This is a genomic window from Acinetobacter sp. V2, assembly GCF_001188385.1.
Lineage (GTDB): Bacteria > Pseudomonadota > Gammaproteobacteria > Pseudomonadales > Moraxellaceae > Acinetobacter > Acinetobacter oleivorans.
On sequence record NZ_JZFB01000001.1, the window covers coordinates 995,924 to 1,018,090 of the forward strand.

19 protein-coding genes are annotated in these 22,167 nt (G+C 38.9%); 6 read left to right on the plus strand and 13 right to left on the minus strand.

What is annotated here, in order from left to right; translation table 11 throughout:
• The 3 genes from UC75_RS04510 to UC75_RS04520 all read right to left on the minus strand — a co-directional run.
• A partial coding sequence (locus tag UC75_RS04510) for an SGNH/GDSL hydrolase family protein (protein ID WP_228137089.1) occupies positions 1-468 on the minus strand: 468 nt, incomplete at its 3' end.
• A gap of 38 nt (positions 469-506) precedes the next feature.
• Entirely contained in the window at positions 507-914 is a 408-nt protein-coding gene (locus tag UC75_RS04515) for a nuclear transport factor 2 family protein (protein ID WP_049836848.1), read from the minus strand.
• Between the two features lie 70 nt (positions 915-984).
• The gene (locus UC75_RS04520; RefSeq protein ID WP_049837337.1) at positions 985-3,009 is read right to left on the minus strand and encodes an NADPH-dependent 2,4-dienoyl-CoA reductase; all 2,025 of its coding nucleotides are present in this window, start codon (positions 3,007-3,009) and stop codon (positions 985-987) included.
• Between the two features lie 135 nt (positions 3,010-3,144).
• Here UC75_RS04520 and UC75_RS04525 point away from each other — a divergent pair, with 135 nt between their 5' ends.
• Positions 3,145-3,705, plus strand: a complete 561-nt coding sequence (locus tag UC75_RS04525; protein WP_005306103.1) for a PadR family transcriptional regulator — start codon at positions 3,145-3,147, stop codon at positions 3,703-3,705.
• A gap of 2 nt (positions 3,706-3,707) precedes the next feature.
• Positions 3,708-4,625, plus strand: a complete 918-nt coding sequence (locus UC75_RS04530; protein WP_005306106.1) for an alpha/beta fold hydrolase — start codon at positions 3,708-3,710, stop codon at positions 4,623-4,625.
• 47 nt (positions 4,626-4,672) lie between these two features.
• Here the strand turns inward: UC75_RS04530 and UC75_RS04535 are convergent, their stop codons facing one another.
• The 6 genes from UC75_RS04535 to argC all read right to left on the minus strand — a co-directional run bounded on the left by UC75_RS04535 (position 4,673) and on the right by argC (position 11,115).
• Positions 4,673-5,728, minus strand: a complete 1,056-nt coding sequence (locus tag UC75_RS04535) for a 3-deoxy-7-phosphoheptulonate synthase (protein WP_005306109.1) — start codon at positions 5,726-5,728, stop codon at positions 4,673-4,675.
• Positions 5,729-6,150: 422 nt separating this feature from the next.
• The gene (locus UC75_RS04540; RefSeq protein WP_005306112.1) at positions 6,151-6,513 is read right to left on the minus strand and encodes a YnfA family protein; all 363 of its coding nucleotides are present in this window, start codon (positions 6,511-6,513) and stop codon (positions 6,151-6,153) included.
• A 3-nt stretch (positions 6,514-6,516) separates the two neighbouring features.
• Positions 6,517-8,793, minus strand: coding sequence for an ATP-dependent Clp protease ATP-binding subunit ClpA (gene clpA, locus UC75_RS04545; protein WP_005306114.1), 2,277 nt, complete (start codon positions 8,791-8,793; stop codon positions 6,517-6,519).
• Positions 8,794-8,802: 9 nt separating this feature from the next.
• Positions 8,803-9,216 (minus strand): ATP-dependent Clp protease adapter ClpS, encoded by a 414-nt coding sequence (clpS, locus tag UC75_RS04550; RefSeq protein WP_002121129.1) that lies wholly within the window; start codon positions 9,214-9,216, stop codon positions 8,803-8,805.
• Positions 9,217-9,225: 9 nt separating this feature from the next.
• Entirely contained in the window at positions 9,226-9,984 is a 759-nt protein-coding gene (locus tag UC75_RS04555; RefSeq protein WP_128825192.1) for a DUF6776 family protein, read from the minus strand.
• A 75-nt stretch (positions 9,985-10,059) separates the two neighbouring features.
• On the minus strand, positions 10,060-11,115 hold the full coding sequence (gene argC / locus UC75_RS04560) for an N-acetyl-gamma-glutamyl-phosphate reductase (RefSeq protein WP_128825132.1): 1,056 nt from the start codon (positions 11,113-11,115) through the stop codon (positions 10,060-10,062).
• Positions 11,116-11,299: 184 nt separating this feature from the next.
• Between argC and UC75_RS04565 the strand changes: the two genes are divergently transcribed.
• Positions 11,300-12,823 carry a hypothetical protein gene (locus UC75_RS04565; protein ID WP_049836850.1) on the plus strand — a complete coding sequence of 508 codons (1,524 nt, stop codon included), beginning with the start codon at positions 11,300-11,302 and terminating at the stop codon, positions 12,821-12,823.
• Here UC75_RS04565 and UC75_RS04570 read toward each other — a convergent pair.
• Positions 12,820-13,500, minus strand: coding sequence for a SprT family zinc-dependent metalloprotease (locus UC75_RS04570; protein ID WP_049836851.1), 681 nt, complete (start codon positions 13,498-13,500; stop codon positions 12,820-12,822). The genes UC75_RS04565 and UC75_RS04570 overlap by 4 nt on opposite strands.
• Positions 13,500-14,171, minus strand: a complete 672-nt coding sequence (rpiA, locus tag UC75_RS04575) for a ribose-5-phosphate isomerase RpiA (protein ID WP_049836852.1) — start codon at positions 14,169-14,171, stop codon at positions 13,500-13,502. The genes UC75_RS04570 and rpiA overlap by 1 nt, the downstream gene beginning before the upstream one ends.
• A gap of 101 nt (positions 14,172-14,272) precedes the next feature.
• Between rpiA and ilvA the strand changes: the two genes are divergently transcribed.
• The 3 genes from ilvA to UC75_RS04590 all read left to right on the plus strand — a co-directional run bounded on the left by ilvA (position 14,273) and on the right by UC75_RS04590 (position 17,971).
• Positions 14,273-15,820: a threonine ammonia-lyase, biosynthetic gene (gene ilvA, locus UC75_RS04580; protein ID WP_171056849.1), complete on the plus strand. Its 1,548-nt coding sequence runs from the start codon at positions 14,273-14,275 to the stop codon at positions 15,818-15,820.
• A gap of 145 nt (positions 15,821-15,965) precedes the next feature.
• Complete coding sequence (locus tag UC75_RS04585) at positions 15,966-16,616, plus strand: potassium channel family protein (RefSeq protein ID WP_005306134.1); 651 nt, start codon at positions 15,966-15,968, stop codon at positions 16,614-16,616.
• Between the two features lie 17 nt (positions 16,617-16,633).
• The gene (locus tag UC75_RS04590) at positions 16,634-17,971 is read left to right on the plus strand and encodes a TrkH family potassium uptake protein (protein WP_049836853.1); all 1,338 of its coding nucleotides are present in this window, start codon (positions 16,634-16,636) and stop codon (positions 17,969-17,971) included.
• 42 nt (positions 17,972-18,013) lie between these two features.
• Here the strand turns inward: UC75_RS04590 and UC75_RS04595 are convergent, their stop codons facing one another.
• Positions 18,014-19,165, minus strand: coding sequence for a phospholipase A (locus UC75_RS04595; RefSeq protein ID WP_049836854.1), 1,152 nt, complete (start codon positions 19,163-19,165; stop codon positions 18,014-18,016).
• A gap of 20 nt (positions 19,166-19,185) precedes the next feature.
• On the minus strand, positions 19,186-22,125 hold the full coding sequence (locus UC75_RS04600; RefSeq protein ID WP_049836855.1) for an insulinase family protein: 2,940 nt from the start codon (positions 22,123-22,125) through the stop codon (positions 19,186-19,188).
• Between the last annotated feature and the right edge of the window lie 42 nt (positions 22,126-22,167).

Genomic DNA, 22,167 nt, shown 5'->3' on the forward strand with positions numbered 1-22,167 from the left:
GGGCGGAACGCCTGAAACAATAATGAGTTTAGGCTGAAAACGTGCTTGTATATGTTCAAATAATTGCTTTTGTTGTTTTATCCATGAATTTGCTGACGTTAATTTTGTCACATCATTAACGCCAATAGATGTAACAACAACATCATAATTTTGCGGGTCTAAATACTGTAAAGCTTGGAAAACCTGCTTAGTAGTATCACCTGTTTTTGCGTGAAGTTTCCAATTTATCAAATATTGATCTTGTAACTCAGAAATAATTGCGCCAGATAAAGCGTCTTGTTGTGTTTCAACGCCAACTCCCGCTGCGGCAGAGTCTCCTAAAATAAGCAAAGACAATGGTCTGCCCTTGCCAACCATGCCTTCTCTTTCACCACTGGCTTCTAGCAAGCGTGGTGTATTCTTACGAACCCTTGTTCCCTGCACAAAAAGTACAGGCAACAATGCTAAAGTTGAAAGCTTTAACCACATTCTATTAATCTCTATCTTACTTAGGCTATTTACTAAAATTATTGTGGTTGAAACTTGGCAATTCTTATACCCATTTGTTCAGCCAGCGCGGCTAAGCCACTCATTGGACGAATCATTACTTCAAAATCAACAATTTTGCCTTGTTCATTAAAACGAATCATATCAATACCTTTTAATGATTTACCACTGACATTAGCGCTGAACTCAAGCACTATATTCTCACCATCTTCTGTATAAAACTCACGATGATATGTAAAGTTTTCGAACACTTGGATGACATTGGTAAGAATGAAGAAAACGACCTGCTTTCCTTCGTAAGGTTTATAGGCAACCGGTGAACGAAAAACCACGTCATCTGCCAGTAAATCATTTAGATCAGACAAGTTACCTGCCTGAATCATGTGATGCCATTTTTCTAAAGACTGTTTTGTAGTTTCAAGTGTCATTGTTATTTTATCCTGTAATTTAACCAATGAAGTTAGGGGCATTTCCGTATAAAGAAATGCCCCACAAAATTTATAGAACCGCTGCTAGTTCAGCACCTTGACGTATTGCTCGTTTTGCATCTAGCTCTCCTGCCTCTTTAGCACCACCAATTAAATGGACATTTTTACCTTCTGTTTTTAATTGATCATACATTGCAGTGAAAGATTCTTGACCCGCACAGATCACAACATGATCGACTTCAAGCACACTCGGTTGCCCATCTATAGTGATATGTAAGCCCTGATCATCTACTTTGTCGTATTGAACCCCTGCAAGCATTTTAACTTGGCGATTTTTAAGGCCCGCACGATGAATCCATCCTGTAGTTTTACCTAAACCTGCACCAACAACAGCAGTCTTACGTTGCAGTAAATAGATTTCTCGTTCAGAAGTCTCAACTTTTGGCTGTTTTAAACCACCTACATGCTCATATTGAGTGTCAATTCCCCATTCTTCATAAAACTTTTCTGGGTTTAAACTGCCGCTTTCACCTTCATGAGTGAGATATTCTGCCGTATCAAAACCAATACCACCCGCCCCAATAATAGCTACACGCTGCCCCACTGGCACACGTTCTTTTAAAACTTGTAAGTAGCTAAGTACTTTAGGATGATCAATACCTTCAAACTGTAATTGACGAGGCGTTACACCAGTTGCGACCACAATTTCATCAAAATTTGCTTGGCTCAACTCTTCATAAGTTGCTTTATGATTCAAAATTAATTCAATGTTTGGTCGTAACTCAATTTGGCGAGCAAAGTAGCGTAAGGTTTCATAGAACTCTTCTTTTCCAGGAACAGTCTTTGCAATATTAAATTGGCCACCAATTTGATGACTAGCCTCAAAAATTTTAACTTGATGACCACGGTCAGCAGCATATACAGCAAAACTTAAACCCGCAGGTCCTGCCCCAATAACAGCAATATTCTTTTGAACTTGTGCATCTTTAAAAATTAGTTCAGTTTCATAACATGCACGCGGGTTCACTAAACAAGTTGCAATTTTCATTGAGAAAATGTGATCTAAACAAGCTTGGTTACAGCCAATACATGTATTAATTTCATCACTACGGCCTTCACTTGCTTTTAAAACAAACTCAGCATCAGCAAGCATTGGACGTGCCATAGACACCATATCAGCATGACCAGATGCCAACACATGCTCAGCCATTTCTGGAGTATTAATTCGGTTAGAAGTAACTAAAGGGATAGAGACTTCACCTTTAAGTTTTTCAGTAACCCATGTAAACGCAGCACGAGGAACTTTGGTCGCAATTGTTGGGATACGAGCTTCATGCCAGCCAATCCCTGTATTAATAATAGTTGCACCTGCTTTTTCAATTTCTTTTGCAAGCTGAATCACTTCTTCAATACTTGAACCACCTTCAACTAAATCAAGCATCGATAGACGATAAATAATGATAAAGTTTTCACCGACTAAAGCACGCGTACGTTTTACAATTTCGATAGGAAAACGAATACGGTTTTCGTAACTACCACCCCATTCATCATCACGATGATTCGTACGCGCGGCAATGAACTCATTAATTAAATAACCTTCAGAACCCATGATTTCCACGCCATCATAACCTGCATACTGAGCAAGTTTGGCGCAGTTTGCAAAGTCATCAATAGTCTGCTGCACTTCGGCAGAACTTAAAGCTTTTGGCTTAATTGGATTAATCGGTGCTTGAATTGCTGAAGGGGCAACGTTATTTGCCTGATAAGAATAACGCCCAGTATGTAAAATTTGCATTGCAATTTTACCGCCTGCCTCATGAACAGCTTGGGTAATCACTTTATGTTTTTCAGCTTCTTCAACTGTATCCAATTTCGTACCATGGCTAAATACAACACCATCATCATTCGGAGAAACACCGCCAGTTACAATTAAACCCACATCACCTTTTGCACGCTCAGCATAAAACGCAGCCATGCGTTCATATCCCTGTGGCGCTTCTTCTAAACCAATATGCATAGACCCCATAAGCACACGGTTTTTTAAAGTAGTAAAGCCTAAATCAAGTGGCTTCAATAAATGCGGATAAGCTGACATATTTTCTCCTTTGGCTAGCAATAAGCTTGCTAATGCAACTTGTTGCATTAATTTATAATCAAATTTTGACTTTTATGCAACATGTTGCATAATCTCATCAGTCACACTTTACTTTTGCTTACAAACCGGATTGCTATGTCACTTCCTCATGTTTTATTAACCAGTTTGCTTGAACGACCAAGTACAGGGTTCGAACTTGCCCGCCGGTTTGATCGTTCAATCGGTTTTTTCTGGAATGCTACCCATCAGCAAATTTATCGTGAACTCAATCACATGCTAAAAAAAGGTTGGGTTTCAACGTTAGAAAATGAAATGGAAAATAGTCGGAAAAAAACCTATCAAGTTGAACAACTGGGGCGTATTGAACTAGCTTCATGGATGACACAACAAAGTGAACCCGCGCAGCTTCGTGATGATTTAATGGTTAGATTGCGTGCTGAAGCACAATTGAGCAATAATCAGATATTACCTGAGTTGTTAAGACATCTTGGTTTACATCAAGAGAAACTAAAACTTTATCAAAGTATTTATGATAAGGATTTTAAAGATAACGATGATCTAGATAACCGTGTGTTATACATTCACAAAATGATCTTAGAACTTGGGATTACGATGGAAAGTGAATGGATCAAATGGTTGGAACAAGTCATCCCTCAATTAAAACGCTTTGCTCAAGATAGCGTAGCCGGAGAATAGTCATGCCATATTACACCATGCCCGATCGGGAAAATTTATTTGTTCGTCGTGTTGGTCGTGGTGAGCCAGTTTTGGTTTTATCTGGTCTTGGCATGCAAAGCTGGCAATGGCTTCCTTTTATTTATGCAAACCGTAAAGATTATGAATTTATCATTCCAGATTGGCGTGGTTTCGGTGGGTCAAAGAACTGTGCAATCCCTGAACAAGATGCAATTTCTAGCCACTGGCAAGATGTCGCCCATTTAATAGAACAATTAAAACTCGATAACTTTATCTTGATGGGTTATTCAATGGGTGCTACAACGGCCATGCATGGTATGAAGCATGCTCATCTGGCTCAGCAGTTAAAAGCCTATTTACATATCGATCAAACACCAAAAATATCTGTGGATTCAACATGGGAATATGGTCTATTCGGCCCTCTACATCCCCAGTTCAAACAATTATTAAATGATATCTATCAATTATTATCAAAGCATAAAAATGCTAAATATCTTTATGAATTATCGCTTCCAGATCGACAAGAACTGGTTCGCCTTTGGGTCGATTTTATTGAGTTACAAAGTAGCAATCCATTTAGCCCTTTAGTTTTTAAAACAGCACTAAAACAGCCTTTTCTACAAAAATACTTATTACCAATTCAGCGTTTAGATTATTTATTTTGGTATGTTGAAAATTATCTTTATCACAATGAAGATTATCGTGAAGCCATTCAACAATTACAATGCCCAACCACCTTCTTTATTGGTCGCAACTCGACGCTTTATCCAGAAACTGGGCAGACTCTTATTGCACATAGTGTTGAACACGCAAAAGCAATATATTTTGAGCGCTCAGGCCACACCCCCTTATTAACCGAGCCGAAAAAATTTGGGCATGAAATCACCACATTCTTATCAGAACTAAAACATGCTTCTTAAAAAATAAAGGGATCTATTCGTAGATCCCTTTTTAAGTCGACAAATGATTAAGCAGAATGAGCTAATTCTTTCACTTTTAATTGCTCAGAAACACTTAACAAAAGTTGCTCAGTTTTTTCCCAACCTAGACAACCATCAGTTACTGACTGCCCATAAGTCATATCACAAGAAATCTTTTGGCTACCATCAACCAAATGACTTTCAATCATGACACCCTTTACTTGGGTTTTTAAACGTTCAGCAACAATTTGCTGTAAAACTTCTGGCTGACGCAACGGATCTTTACTACTGTTACCATGACTACAGTCAATAACTAATGCCGGAAGATTTTGTTTGTGTTTTTCTCGTATTGCCTGAATTGAAGCTAAATCATAATTTGGCCCATGATTTGCTCCGCGCAGAATCAAATGTGGTAATGGATTACCAGCGCTCTGAATCACTGAAGGCAAACCTTGTTGATTCATTCCTAAAAATTGATGCTCATTTTGTGCTGACTGAATTGCATCTAATGCAATCTGAATTGAACCATCTGTACCATTCTTGAAACCAATGCTGTATGGCATGTGGCTTGAGATTTCACGGTGAATCTGAGATTCACTTGTACGAGCCCCAATTGCGCCCCAAGCCAATAAATCATCAAAATAACCAGTTGCCATTGGGCTTAAAATTTCACTCGCAATGGGCAAACCTTTTTCAATAATTTGCAGGTAAAGTTCGCGAGACTTTTCTAAACCAAGTTGTAAATTTGATGAACCATCTAAATTTGGATCGTACATAAAACCTTTCCAGCCCACAGTTGTACGAGGTTTTTCAATGTATGCACGCATTACGATAAAAATCTGATCTTTTACTTTTTCTTGTAATTTTTGCAATCTTTCAGCGTATTCAAGTACTGCAACCGGATCATGAATTGAACAAGGCCCTGTAATTACCATTAACCGAGGATCGTTGCCGTTAAGAATATTTTGAATAGTTTGGCGATGTTCGGCAATTTGACGCACGAAAGAGTGTGCAAGCGGATATTTTGCTTTTAACTGGACAGGTAAACTAACTGGTGTTTCTTTTGTATTGCTTTGTGTCAATAAAGTATTTAGGGCATTCATTGGTTTTTCCTTGGGACTGCAATCTATTCAGTCCGATCATTTATTTGAGCGTTTTGGATCTATTCGTTGGTAAAGGTAAGCAAAAGTAAAACCAATAAAAGTTGCTAAAATACGAATAAGTCATGTTGTTCATTTTAAGTTCCTCGATTCAAAAAGATAAAGCATAAAAAAACCTGATCGGGGTTGCCGATCAGGTATTAACTGTGATGGGCAACTTTCTCATGCCCGAATACGCTCAGGCAACTATCTAAATTGCCAAAAGTAATAATAAGCGTTAGTGTTCACAGATAGATTTAACATCTTTATCTCAAATATTAAAAAATGTTCCTTAAATCTAAAATACGCATTGTTGAGAGCTTTGACAAGTCTTTTTTTAGAAAAAACTTCTTATTTTCACGCCTAAGATTTGATTCACTCATTGTTTAACGAATCAGCCCTTGGGGTTGTAAAATAATTAAGCCAGCTCCACAAAGCACGATTAGACCACCCAATATATCCCATCTTGTTAATCCGACCTGATCCACAAAACGCAACCACATTAAAGCAGTAAAAATATAAATACCGCCATATGCAGCATAAATGCGCCCAGAAGCCGCTGGATGTAAAGTCAGCAGCCATACAAAGACAGCCAGACTTAAAGCTGTAGGTAGCCACAGCCAAGCAGACTTGCCTTCTCTTAAAATCAGATAAGGGAAATAACAACCAAGAATTTCAGCAATTGCTGTGATAATAAATAACCCGAATACACTCAGTATTCGGGTTATAGCAAGACTATCAATTAACATAAGTTACGCTGGTTCTGCCGTATGATGATCTTCAAAAACTTCAAGTTTTAAGCCGACAGCTTTGCCATCTTCATTTTTCACTGATACAGCCACATTACCACCATGATCTGCAAGTTCGCCAAACAAAATCATTTCAGCTAGTGGTTTCTTCAAGTGTTCTTGAATGAGGCGTTGCATTGGACGTGCGCCCATCAAGCGGTCATAACCATTTGTTGCCAACCAATCACGAGCACTTTGATCCACATCAAGTACAACTTGTTTGTCATCTAGTTGTGCTTGTAATTCTGTTAAGAATTTATCAACCACAGACTCAATCACAGTTGTTGGTAATGACTTGAATTGAATAACACTATCTAGACGGTTACGGAACTCTGGTGAGAAAGCACGTTTCATTGCTTCTTGGTTATCAGAACTATGATCTTGTTCAGTAAAACCAATACTCGCACGAGAAATACTTTCTGCTCCAATATTCGTAGTCAGGACAATAATAACGTTTCTAAAGTCTGACTTACGTCCGTTGTTATCCGTTAAAGCACCATGATCCATGATTTGTAGCAACAGATTAAACACATCTGGATGTGCTTTCTCAATTTCATCTAGCAATAAAACACAGTGTGGGTTCTTATGAATCGCATCAGTTAATAGCCCACCTTGGTCATACCCCACATAACCCGGAGGTGCACCAATTAAACGTGAAACTGCATGACGTTCCATATATTCAGACATATCGAAACGCACAAGCTCAACACCTAACAGCTTCGCAAGTTGCTTAGTCACTTCGGTTTTACCGACACCTGTTGGTCCAGCAAAAACAAAACTACCCACTGGCTTATCTGGTGATTTCAACCCAGCACGAGACAACTTGATCGCTGAGCCTAAAGCGGTAATCGCCTCGTCTTGACCAAACACAACGCGTTTTAAATCACGCTCAAGATTTTCAAGCACTGACTTATCGTCTTTAGAAACAGTTTTAGGCGGAATACGAGCAATCTTAGAAACGATATCTTCGATATTCTCTACCGTAATCAAACTATCATCGCTTTCAGCTTTCAAACGACGCTGAGCACCAGCTTCGTCAATCACATCAATTGCCTTATCTGGCAAGAAACGATCATTAATGAATTTAGCAGAAAGCTCAACAGCTGATACCAATGCCTTATCGTCATATTGTACGTGGTGGAAATCTTCAAATTTAGATTTTAAACCACGCAAAATATCAATTGTTTCAGCAATACTTGGCTCATTGACGTCAATTTTCTGGAAACGACGTGATAACGCATGATCTTTTTCAAAAACCTGACGATATTCTTGGAACGTCGTTGAACCGATACAACGTAAAGTACCATTAGCCAAAGCCGGTTTGATCAAATTCGAAGCATCCATTGTGCTGCCCATACTTGAGCCTGCGCCAATGATCATATGAATTTCATCAATGAATAAAATCGCATTTGGATTTTTCTTCAAAGCATTAAGCAATTGTTTTAAACGTTTTTCAAAGTCACCGCGATATTTGGTGCCAGCAACTAATGCACCAATATCTAAGCTATAGACTTCAGCCTGACTTAAAGGTTTAGGCGCCTTACCATTCACAATTAACCATGCTAAACCTTCAGCAATCGAGGTTTTACCAACGCCCGGATCACCGACAAGCAATGGGTTATTTTTGCGACGGCGGCACAGAATTTGAGCTGTACGTTCAATTTCTTTTTCACGGCCAATAAGTGGATCAGTTTTGCCTTTTTGCGCTTCAACATTTAAGTTCAGCGTATAAAGCTCTAATGGTCCTGCATTGCCCGCGCTAGTTTCACCCTCAATATCTTCAACTTCTTCTTCAACTTGCACTTCATCTTTACGTGTCCCATGAGACAAGTATTGAGTCAATGTCAATCGATTGATTTGATGACGTTTAAGCAAATACACAGCAAAAGAATCACGCTCTGAATACATTGCGACCAAAACATCTGCGCCTTCAACAGTACGATCGCCACCACTTGATTGCACGTGGAAAATAGCACGTTGCAAAATGCGGTCAAAACTTTCTGTTGGATGAGGCGCTTGCTCGCTATTTTCGCCAAGCTTAGGAGTATGTTGTTCTACATATTCTTCTAATTCTTTACGTAAAGAAACTATATCAGCCCCACATGCTTTTAAAGCATTCACGGCCGAATCGTTGTCGAGTAGTGCTAATAATAAATGTTCAACTGTAAGAAACTCATGTCTCTTTTGACGAGCCATGCTAACAGCCAAACGTAATGATACTTCTAATTGACGACTGAGCATGTAACCCCCTTATGCTTTAGGCTCAATCTGGCAAAGTAATGGATGACCTTGCGATCGAGCGTAATTATTAACAAGGTTTGCTTTGGTCTCCGCGATGTCTCTTGGATATACCCCAGCAATACCTTTACCTTCATAGTGTACTGTTAGCATTACTTGAGTTGCTTGGTCAAGATTCATTGCAAAGTATTGTTGTAAAATTTCAATTACAAAGTCCATTGGCGTGTAATCGTCATTCATTAATACGACTGCATACAATGGTGGACGCTTGAGTTCAGGAGGTGCTGTTTGTACAACAACCTCTCCATCATGATCTTCGTTTTGCGAATCACTTAAGCGTGGATGGAAGTGCCAATCGACATAACCAGACTGCTGAAAAGAAGCCTTAATATCTTTTAAGTTTGTTTGACGCTTATTTGTTCGCATAGGATGTTACTATTGTGAATTTGCTTCAGCTTGAGGAATTTCTGCCACGAAAGCAGAAGATGTTTCGACAGGTTTACCGCGCTGCCAACTAAAACGTTTAATAACTGGTGTATCAGAGCCGCCTGTTAAACGTACCTCAATAAATTGAGGTGTAAAACCTTTAGGCATCGTCCAACGACCTGTTAAGCGCTCGAAGTCACTAAAGTTAAAGCTTTTAGCTTCAAGTGGTACAACTAAAACTTCTGTATCTTTAATGAGTCTTATCTCAATTGATCCTGAAGCACGGCGCTTACTTGGGCTTACCTGTACTAGATCCAACTGATATTCATAAGCATTTTCAGGCAAAGGTTTGATTGCCAAATTTTGAATGGTCAAACTTAAACCACCGCGCTGTCTCAAGATATCTCGGTAGATATTACTCATACCTTCTTGCTGTGTTTTATCAGCGTTGGCCTGATTAAGAGCTTCAAACAGATCATTTGCATTTGTTACAGCAACATCACGCTCTTGTACCGCAGCGTTCAGGCTTTTATTAACCGCATCTAAAGCTGTTTTCTGCTTTTGCACCACTTCAACCAATTGCTCTGCATCTGCATCGTAACCTACAACAGTTAAACCTTGACGGTGTCCAATTGTATAGCCGAGCGCAAGACAACCACTCATTAAAATAGCCGCACCAATAAACAAAGGTTTATTAGTATTTAAAAAATTTTTCTTTTGCAACGAACTTTCTGCTGAAGTCGTCTGTCCAGAGTTTTGCATCGTCATCTCAGTGTTTAAGATCAGAGTCAAGACACACATTTAAATCGAAATTTAAATGTGTGTGAAGCAAAAAAGAGTTTTTTATGGTAATAAACCAATCCCTTGTAAGCCTTCATCTTCATCAAAGCCGAACATAAGGTTCATATTTTGTACAGCTTGACCAGATGCACCCTTCACAAGGTTATCTTGTACCGCAAGAATAATAAGTTTATTCGGCTGCGGCTTATATAAAGCAATACGAAGCTCATTCGCACCGCGCACACTACGTGTTTCAGGCGAACTGTTAGCAGGCATCACATCAACAAATTTTTCATTTGCGTAAAATTGCTCATACAATGCCTGAATATCAGTTTGTTTTCCAGTTTCTGTCAAATCGACATAAATTGTGCTGAGCATACCGCGAATCATTGGAACTAAATGAGGAACAAATAAGAGCCCTTCAAAGCCACCCTTTTGCCCAGAAATATTTTCTAATGCTTCAACAATTTCCGGATGGTGACGGTGACCCGCAACGCCATAAGCCTTGAAGTTATCAGCATTTTCACTATAGATCATGCCTAAGCTTGCTTTACGGCCAGCTCCTGAAACACCGGACTTCGCATCAATAATAATATTTTTTATTTCAATCAATGCTTGCGCTGATTTCAAAAGTGGCGCCAAACCTAATTGGACTGTAGTCGGGTAGCAACCAGGGTTACCAATAACTTGTGCCTGTTTAATTTTTTCGCGGTTTAATTCAGCCAAACCATATACTGAGTTTTCTAAAACGTCTGGGCAAGCATGCTCCATGCCATACCATTTTTCAAACTGTTCAAGATTTTGCAAACGAAAATCAGCTGCCAAATCAATCACTTTAGTGCCAGCCGCAATCAATTCTTTTGCATGCTGCATCGCAACACCATGCGGTGTAGCAAAAAATACAACATCACATTTTTTTAAATCATCAATATTTAAATCAGAAAATTGAAGATCAGTATGTCCACGTAAATTAGGGAACATATCTGCAACTGGTTTGCCCGCTTCTGTACGTGAAGTAAGAACTCGAACCTGCGCTTTAGGATGTCGTAATAAAATACGTAATAGTTCAACGCCTGTATAACCCGTTCCACCAACAATTCCGACAGAAATCACGTGCATTACCTCAATTTTTGAATCTATACTTGTGCAGTAGTATGACAGGATGTCCAAGCTTACAAAACCATTTCATGCTTGGTAATTTTAATTTTTTTAATTTTAGCGACAATTAGATAGCACTTATTCAACTGTCAGAACTAAACAAATATCAGCAAATAAATATCAGATTTAATTTTGGAGAGCTAGGATGCTTCATCAATCAAAAGAAACAAAATTACGCACTTACCTTGGTTTAAGCACATTAATTTTAAGTGCTGCTCTTGTTGGTTGCGGAGGTGGAGGCAGTAGTAGCGGTAGTTCACCAAGCACTCCAACACCTGTTGATCCTACTCCTGAGGCAACAACGGATGTTACTGTTAAATCCCCTGTAGAAATTCGTAATATCCAATTCAAAGTATATGACAACACCACCAATTCTGTTTTAGTAGATACTTCAATTGCGAGTTTAAACAGCTTTAATGTCAAAATTCCTACTGCTAAATTAAGCCGTTTATATCGCGTAGAAATTACGACTCAAAATTCATCTCAAGTATTTGATCCGATTACTTCAACATACCAAAATTTCTCTGGCGTTTATCATGCGTTTATTACACCAAACAGTGTAAGTGGCAGAACCCTATTCATCAGCCCAAGCAGTGAAGCAGTCTACCAACGGGCTGTGATACGCTCGGGACAACTCCCTCAAGAAACGATTGACCCAACCCGCATTGAGAAATTGCATGTAGATTTAGCTTCTCAAGATGTTTATAGATCGCTTCTTAACGCGTTTAAAGATGCTGACATTCCAAGTTTAAGTCCAGCCAATCCTCTTACAGTTTTAAATTTATTGCAGTATTCAACTAAAAAACCTAGTACATATGTGGATAGCTATCTTAGCTTTGGCTACTTACAATATTGGTCAACTGTTCATGGTGGAACAACCACATACCAAGAGCTTATTAAAAGTTTGGCAACCGATTTAAAAGATGGCTTTTTAGATGGGAAAAAACTTCAAGGTGATCAAACAACATTTACCCCTATTTTCGCATCTGCTCCAGATAATATTGATCCAGTTAAAAATACACTGTTAGATATCGCAGCTAATCAAAAAGCTACACGCGATAATTTTGCAACAAATTTAAAAGTCGCTACCTTTAAATTAGCAGATGCCCAAAGCCAATCCACTCTAGATCAAACAGGTTATGACCTGCTGCAAAAGAAACTATATTCAGGAGTCGTACCTGTCGGAAATACGACTGACTTTTTCCACATAGATGGTGCTGGTGATTATCGTCGTGCTGTAGGTTTTAGCGGCATTACAGCCACCTGCAACGGTTCTGCATATCCTTGCAAACAAGGTTTGACCAGCATTAATCTTTCCGACCCAAAACTACCTGCTACAGATTATTTAGTGGGTCATTACGAAGACACCGCAACAGGTTGCCAGCTTAATTTCCGTGCGAATGGTCAAATCGACCTTATTAAAGGATCACAGTCTTATCGCTCTGCGTTAAGTGCGGATAGTACAGATAATTTATTGCAAACAGATGCTGCAAGCTCAAGTTATTTACTCAACTCAAGTTCCGCCGAACCAAATAACTCAACGCAGCAATACAACTTCATACAATTATCAATTAAAGCAAATAAAATCGTGAGTGCTAAAGCAGGTTTAGACAGCCGGAAAGCACCAGATAACTTACAAACACCACAACTAGAATGTAGTTTTAGTTAGTTTGAGACATACCACCATGCAGGCAACGGATTTGATTTAAGTTGTCTGCGGTGTTTTTGAAAATATGGATCATATTTTTCAACTTCTGCCCAAAAAGCTGGGCTATGGTCAAAATGTTTAGTATGAGCTAATTCATGAATAGCCACATAACGAGCAATCTCGTGTGGCATCAATACTAATCCTGCATGTAGCATAATATTATGCTGACTACTACAACTTCCCCAACGAGTTTTCGGACGGCGAATTGTGCATTCCCTATAAGCAAAATGAGTGTGTTCACTTAGCTCTTTTAAAAGTTTTGGCAATTCTTGTTTTGCAAAGGCAATCACTGCACTTTGTAATGCCAAATATGGCTGCGTGTCTTTAAGAAATAAACTACTACTTTCCCAATCGAATTGAAAAACTCGATGCTGCTTTTGAACAATGACCTGAAATGGTTGCTCTTTATTAAAAAAATAAATCTCGGAAGGAATATCAATCGATGCCGATTGAACATTTTGTTGCTTATTCCATGTCTCGGTCAACCATTGTTCAGACTGAGCCAAAAAATGCTGAATTTGTTTTTTACTACAAAACAAAGGAACCGTGAGACGGATTGAAGCAGGCTCAACACGTAAGCGCAATTTTCTTGCTCTTACGTGTCGAACAATTTTAATTTCTGGCATTTCTACAGACATTACTGTGCAGTACGCTCTTCAATACCATTATTTGTTGCAACAATTGCAATCGTTGCTGGGTTTAAAGCAAAAATACCATTAGTCACAACGCCTGGAATATTGTTAATGGTTTTTTCTAAATCAAGTGCATTTAAAATATTAAGATTAAATACATCTAAAATCACATTCCCGTTATCTGTTACTACACCTTCACGATAAACTGGGTCACCACCTAAACTGACCAACTTACGAGCCACAGCAGAACGAGCCATTGGAATAACTTCTACTGGAAGTGGAAAATCACGTCCAAGTTGATCAACCCATTTTGAATCGTCAACAATACAAACAAATTTCTTAGCAATTGAAGCTACAATTTTTTCACGTGTTAATGCAGCACCGCCACCTTTAATCATATGCATATGACGGTCAATTTCATCTGCACCATCTACATAGGCATCTAAACCACCTACATGGTTCATATCTACAACTTCGATACCTAATTTTTTAAGACGATCAGCAGTTGCTTGAGAACTTGCCACAGCTGCTTCTAATTGTAATTCAGGCAATAAATCAATTAGAAAATTTACGGTACTTCCAGTCCCAACCCCCAAAATGCCGCCTTTGGGCAAGTGTTTTAAAGCAGCTTTCGCAGCAGCTTGTTTCTTTTCATCTTGGGTTGCATATAGACTCATGACATCACTCAACTATTTTTTGACATTTATGCACCAATAATCGGCGCAAATGCACAAGGGTTTGCTACAATAATTTCCTATTTTAAACTGTTATAGGGAAGATGAACATGCTGTCTCGTGTGGTACGACAAATTTTACAAGCAACGGTTTATGATGTTGCAATTGAAACGCCTCTCGAAGCAGCTCCACGAATTAGTCAAAAATTAAATAATACAATTCGTTTTAAGCGCGAAGATTTACAGCCTGTTTTTTCTTTTAAATTACGTGGTGCCTATAACCGTATTAGCCAGTTACCTAAAGAACAACTCGAACGTGGGGTAATTTGTGCCTCTGCTGGTAACCACGCTCAAGGTGTAGCATTGTCTGGTCAACGCTTAGGGATCCCAGCAATTATTGTTATGCCAAGTACAACTCCTGACATTAAAGTTCAAGCAGTTAAACGCTTGGGCGGTCAAGTTGTATTACATGGTGATAGTTTTGATGTAGCAAATAAATATGCACAACAACGTGCCGAAGTTGAAGGCCTTGTATTCATTCCACCCTACGACGATGAACTTGTTATTGCTGGTCAAGGCACAATTGCAAATGAAATCTTACGTCAATGGCGTGATGTAGAATATGTGTTTGTTGCTGTAGGTGGCGGTGGCCTAATTTCAGGTGTAGCAGCTTACCTTGGTGAAGTTGCACCCCATGTGAAAATTATTGGCGTTGAATATGAAGAGTCTGCATGTTTAAAAGCAGCATTAGAAGCCAATGAGCGAGTAATCTTGCCACATGTAGGCTTGTTTGCAGATGGTACAGCTGTTGCACAAATTGGCGCTTTACCATTTGATATTATTCGTCTGCGCAAATCTGATAACTCAGGCCCAATTGTTGATCCAGATATTGTGACGGTAAATACAGATGAAATCTGTGCTGCCATTAAAGATACATTTGACGAAAACCGCAGCATTGTTGAACCATCTGGTGCAATGGCCCTTGCTGGTATCAAGAAATATATTACCGAACATAAAATCAGCAATAAAAATATGGTATCGATTGTATGCGGTGCCAATATGAACTTTGACCGCCTACGTTATATTGCTGAACGTACTGAGTTAGGTGAGCAACGCGAAGCGATCTATGCGGTGACCTTATCTGAAGAAAAAGGCGCATTCCTAGGCTTCTGCCGTGCTTTACAAGGTCGTAATATTACCGAGTTTAACTACCGAGCAAACAATACAGATGAAGCACAAGTTTTCGTCGGTATTAGCTTAAAAGGTGGTGATGCAGAGCGTCATGAAATTTTAGAACAATTAAAGCAACAAAATTATGTAGTAGATGACTTGTCTGATGATGAGGTTGCCAAACTACATATTCGTTATTTAATTGGTGGTCATGCAAATATAGATGATGAAAGATTGTTCCGTGTTGAGTTCCCGGAACGTCCAGGTGCCCTTTTAACCTTCTTAACTCGTTTAGGCCCAACCCATAATATTACGTTGTTCCATTACCGTAATCATGGTGCAGCAGAAGGACGTGTTTTAGTCGGTTTACAAGCAACCGATGCGAAACAAAACCCTGATGGCCTAATTGAAACTCTTGAGCAGATTAGTTATCCATATGCAGAAATTACGAATAATGTTGGCTACAAACGTTTCTTGAAATAATCTTCAATTTTGATGAATAAGCCGACAAATTTGTCGGCTTATTCATATAATTCTTTTAATATTCCCCTCATATTTACATTGCCTCTCTTTATCTCAAAGAAAATATCCTTAAAAATAAACGTCTAATCAGGAAACAAGGATCAATATGGCACAGTTTGCAGTCATTGGCTTAGGAAGTTTCGGAGCAACTGTTGCTCAAGAGCTCACAAAATTAAATCATGATGTTATTGGCATTGATACAGTAAAAAAGAATGTTGAAAATCTTGCCGACGTTTTAACTCATGCCGTCATTGCCGATGCGACTGATGAACACGTACTTGATGAACTTAATATTCAAAACTGTGATGCAGTTGTGGTCGCAATTGGTGAAGATATTGAAGCAAGTATCTTATGTGTACTCAATTTAAAAAATTTAGGTATAGATAAGATTTGGGTAAAGGCAAAAACCAAAGCACATCACACCATTTTGTCGCACCTCAATATCAATAAAATTATTCATCCTGAAGAAGATATGGGGGTACGAGTTGCCCAAGCACTGAACTATCCAATGGTTAGTCGCTATATGTCTTTAGAAGACGATCACTACATTATAAAAATTGAAATTCCTGACAAGCTTAATGGCATTAACTTATATGGCATTATGCAGCAAGCACCACAGGTTAAAACATTGCTCGTAAAAAGACAGCAGCAAATTTTATTTGAGACCGAAGAAAATTTCACCTTGCAAACACATGACATTCTTATTTTAGAAGGTCATTTACCGCAGTTAAAGAAACTTTCTCATTGCTTCACATAAGAGGCGAAATCTAGAATATGTCTATATATCCCAAGCCCAATAAAACATTAAATTTAAGCCCTCCTTCACTCTTGGCACTGGGTTTTTTGGGCTTTATTATTTTTGGCACTTTATTATTAAAACTGCCATTTGCCAATACAGGTCATGTGAGCTGGATGGATGCACTCTTTACAGCCACCTCAGCAGTCACAATTACTGGTTTATCTGTTTTAAATATTCATGAGTCTTTCACCCTGTTCGGACAGACCATTATTCTATTGCTGATTCAATCGGGTGGTTTGGGTTTCATGACTTTTGCCATATTGGCTGCGTTAAGTTTGTCACCCAAAGTTGGCCTTAAACAGCAAATGATGGCACAAGATAGTTTAGGTCAAACGAGCCTATCAAAAGTTACGTTTGTTGCTAAAGGAGTTGTTACTTACACTCTTATTTTTGAGCTTATTGGTGCAATTATTCTCACTACTGCTTTTACACCGACTTATGGCTTTGCACGTGGATTGTACTATGCGGTTTTTTACAGCATTTCGTCATTCAACAATGCTGGTTTTTCATTATTTTCTAACAGCTTAATCAGTTTTCAAAGCAATTATATGATTTGTATAACTGTTAGCATACTTTACACCTTAGGTGGCCTTGGCTTTTTAGTTCTCATGGACATTAAGCAAAATAAAAAATGGAAAAAACTCACCCCGAATAGCAAGCTGATTCTTACAACGATTACAGTGATTAACCTGATTGCCTTTATTTTAATTTGGGCTTTAGAAGCTCAAAACCCACATACTCTAGGAATGCTCAGCGTAGGTGATCAAGCATTAAATGCTTGGTTTCAAGCCACTGTTCCACGCTCATCAGGGTTTAATACTATTGATACAGGTGCAATGACTAATAGCAGCTCTCTACTCATGATGTTGCTTATGTTTATTGGTGGTGGCTCACTGAGTACAGCTGGTGGAATTAAAGTTGGCACCTTTGTCATTTTAGTGCTCAGTGTTATTTCTTTTTTACGTCGTACAGATGAAATCCGAATATTTAATCATTCAGTCGCACACGAAACGACATATAAAGCATTAGCAGTGACTGCAATTACAAGCATACTCATTTTCATGGGATTCTTTATTATTTTGCTTTTAGAGCCTAAAGCGGACTTTATGAACTTGCTTTTTGAGGTTGTTTCCGCAGCTTGTACAGTGGGGCTTTCTCGTGGAATCACGCCAGAGCTGCATAATGGTAGTTTATTCATTTTAAGCCTGCTCATGTTTGCTGGGCGACTCGGTCCATTAACGCTGGCTTATCTAATTGCCACACCGAAAAAAAGTCGGCTCAAACATCCCCAAGCCAACATTCAAATTGGATAATAAAAAAGCCGCTTTTAAAGCGGCTTTTTTACAAGTAAAAACTTAGTACCAGTTCATGAGTGAAACACCCAAGCCCGCGTAGGTTGCTCGGTGGTTATAGTCAATTAAGCTTTCACCGTAACCATTAAACAACTGGAAGTGTCCACGCAGTTTGCCACTGATTGGAAAAGCCCAATCAAATTGAACAGCACCATGAGAATCATCACCGCCTTTCAACGAATGACGCAGCATTAAAGAGAAATCATTCTGCTTCCACTTATAAAATGCTGTTAAATCACCACGACCAACATAATCTTCAATATCCGGGTTATTATCATCTTTGCTGTCTTCTTCCAGACGAATCCATGGACGAAGCATTACAGCAAAGTTACCGCGCTCTAATCCAACGTTAAAAATCACACGGTTCCAGCTACGAGATAATGGATCTGAACGACCATTTGATTGGTGGTTTAAAGTAACCCCAAGCAGACGCCCATCTAAACCAAGCAATTCATAGTTTGTTCTAAACATTAAACTTGCTTCAGGCTCATAATTCGTTTCACGGAAAGGACGAGACTCTTCTGCATTAAATGTCTGCCAACGTGAAGATTGGGTATAACCTACCCACAAATCACCATTATTACCAAAAATATTTTCCCAAGCTTTGGTCTTTAAAGAAATCTGAAATTTACTTTCTGTTGATTTCAGATTTTGATCTTCTGTTACCGTATTATTTGGGTTCGGACTATGTGGCAACTCATTTTTGTCACTGGTCCAGAATACAGGTAGTAAATAGACGGGCTGATAAGCACGAATATTCCACACCCCTAGTTTACTTTTTTCAGACAACTCCCAACGTTGATCTAGCAAAGAAGTAGTAGGTTCAATTTTCGGTGCTTTACCAATTATTTTGATATTACTCACTGTATCTACCACCTTCTCTTTAAAGGTTTCAGGTGGAACAGCAGGTGCATCAATTTTTTTAACAGGCTCTGGTACAGCCGCAGCTTGAATAACTGGTAAAGCTGAGGGTTTAAATACAGAGTCATAACAAGCCAGACGATCGGCATTCGAAGCAAGAGCAACACATGCATCTACTGTCGCGGGGGTTACAGGTGCCAAGGTGTCAGCATATGTCACAGACGCACACAAACAGCTAAGCATGATTCCCATGCTTAGCTGTAAAGATGTGCGTTCAAATTGTCTGAACGCCATGTTCATCTCCAATTTTTATTTTAATTAACTTGTTGAATGGTAAAACCTAATTGCTGCAATTCATCACGTTTGGCAAATGGTGCAACTACAGCTTTTACAGGAGTTTGCTCAACCAAATATTGACGAGCAACACGTTGTAAATCATCTAAAGTTACATGCAACAATCTCTCACGCAAGAGACGGCGGAAAGCTGGTGTTCTTGCATGCAATAATGCATAACATGCAGTAATCGCCTCACCCGCTGGTGAACCTGGTTTATCCATACTTGCAACTAACCCAAGAATCGCTTCTTCAAGCTGATGAGGCTGTTGTTCCGTATTTAATAACCATTGCACACTTGCTTCAAAGTCTTTAAAAGTTTCTGCTAAACGTGGGTCACGGTAACTATAGAAACGGAATGAACATGCATTCCCATCATAACTTGCTCCACCACCGTACGCACCGCCTTTCTCACGAATGGCGCTGTGTAAGAAGCCATTACGTAAATAAGCTGCCAATACCATTAACAGAGCTGCATCTGGATGGGACACGTCCACCGCCTGATAGGCTGAAGCACAGAACTGAACATTTGCCTGAATTAACCATGCTTCATGATTATTGTCATTTGCTTGTTCTACGTGAGTTAATTCTGTTGCGGTTGCATCAACATTTAGTTTATCCCAAACATTTTGGATTTCTTCAACCAAACGTTCAGACTGATGTTCTTCACATACAAGCAAGAACTGTTTAGGTGCTTGCAATAATTTACGATGAATACGTTTTAATTCTGCAATCAAATCGTCATATGCAGCAGAGTCTTGAGTAATCTTAGTAACAAGCTCACCCAACCAGTTTAATGCACCTAAACCAGTGTTTTGATAGTCGCGTTGAGCCAATGCACTCATATTACGTGATGCGATTTGCATTGCGTAACTATGGCCCGCTCCAGATAAGCGAGATTGCCAACGTGTTTTACGTTGTTGCAATAACTCAATAATTCGCTCTTTCTCATCAAATCGAAGCTGTTCAAATGCTAATTTTAATAAATGAATGGCATCAAACTTCTGAGTTAACGATTTAGTCGTTAACGTTAACCAAGCACTAATTTTATCTTTGTCGTCAACTTTACTACGTAATGAAGCGCCCATTCCTAAACCACCACTTACAGCTGTTTGTAAGTTTTGTAGTTCAAGATAGTCATATTCACCTGCACCCACTTCACCCATTAAGATAGAAAGCAAATTGAAATAAGGTGACTTCACAATATCATCAGGAATCTGAATGAGTACTTGTTGATAGTAAATACCGTTCGTACCAGCATGGTACAAATTCAACGGCGTATCCATACGATTACAAAGAATTTCACGTAACTGTCCCTGCACAATATGCAAGTCAGCAGGTACATCTTCCAAACCTACTTTTGGTAATAGTTCAAGGTTGTCTGGAGTATCCTGACGTTCCTCTAGTGCCTTGGTATTGGCTACAATTTCAGCCTTATCAGCATCTGTTAACTTTTCACCAATAGCAGCTAAACGTGCTTTTTCTGCTTCTTGCTCTTTTACAGACTTAGTTGGGTCTGGAACTAAAGTCATTTGCACACGATGTGGGTTGTCAAGCAAATGTGTTTGAATCAGATTTGATAACCACATTGGGTCTTTCAACTCTTCTTTAACTTGTGCAATTGCGCTGTCAACATCCCAAATTTGAATTGGGTCATTATGGTGAATCGCACCGCTTAAGCCATTTAAAATTAAACTTAAGCCATAAGGTGTACCATCACCATTAATTTCACGCTGATGCAACTCAATCTGATGCAAGATTGCATCGACTAAATTACTATCAATTGGTTTTGCAGCAACATCACGCAGAATATTTAAAACACCTTCTCTAAAGCTTTGTGCATGTTCAGGATTTGAACCTTGAACACCACAGTAGAAAGTCATTTCAAAATTACTGTCGTCTACGCCCATCAATGGACCTGTTGATTGAGCATAACCACAAGTTTCTAGGTAGTGACGCAGTGGTGAAGCTGAATTTTCTAATAAAATTCCTTCAACCAAACGCATTCCCAAACGCAATTTCACATCATTTGCTTCTGGTAATAACCAAGATAGAACATGATAAGTTTTATCTTTTAAATCATCACTATCAACACCATAGTTTTCTGTTACTTCAATTGGCGCTGCTAAACGTTTTTCGGGCTTAGAATATAGAGTTGTTCCAGCAGAAAACTTATGTAGAGCTAGTTTTTCAAATTGCTCTTGTAGTTCATATGCTGTTTGATTACCAAAGGTCATGAATACAGCGTTACTTGGATGGTAATGTACCTTATAAAAATCGACTAACTGCTCATACGTTAAATCAGGAATATCTTTCGGGTCACCGCCTGAGTTGTAATGGTAGGTCGTTTCAGGAAATAAATGATGAGCCAACTGATGATAAAGTTGGTCAGACGGTGCACTCATCGCACCTTTCATTTCATTAAAAACAACACCTTTATAAACAGGTTGCCCATTTTCTAGTTCAATACGAATACCTTCTTGAGCAAAATCAAGCGGATTCAAATTAGCAGCAAATGCTGCATCAAGATAAACAGAAAGTAAGTTTTGGAAATCTTTTTTGTTTTGAGTAGCAAATGGATAAGCAGTCCAATCTGCTGCTGTAAATGCGTTCATGAACGTATTTAAAGAACGGCGAATCATTAAAAAGAACGGATCACGTACCGGAAACTTTTCAGATCCACACAAAGCGGTATGTTCTAAAATATGTGCCGTGCCTTTAGAGTCCATAGGCTGTGTTCTAAAAGCAACAAGAAATACATTTTCATCATAGTCAGTTGCCAAGTGATAATGCACCGCACCTGTGACTTTATGCTTATATTCAGACACTAAAATATCTAATGCTTCTACATGGTGCTGACGTAGCAACTGAAACGCAGGGTGAACAGTTTGAGAAATGGTTTCAGTGACATCTACAGTCATGTGATCTCCTAACATATCGGATAAGTGAATAAGTCTCATTAT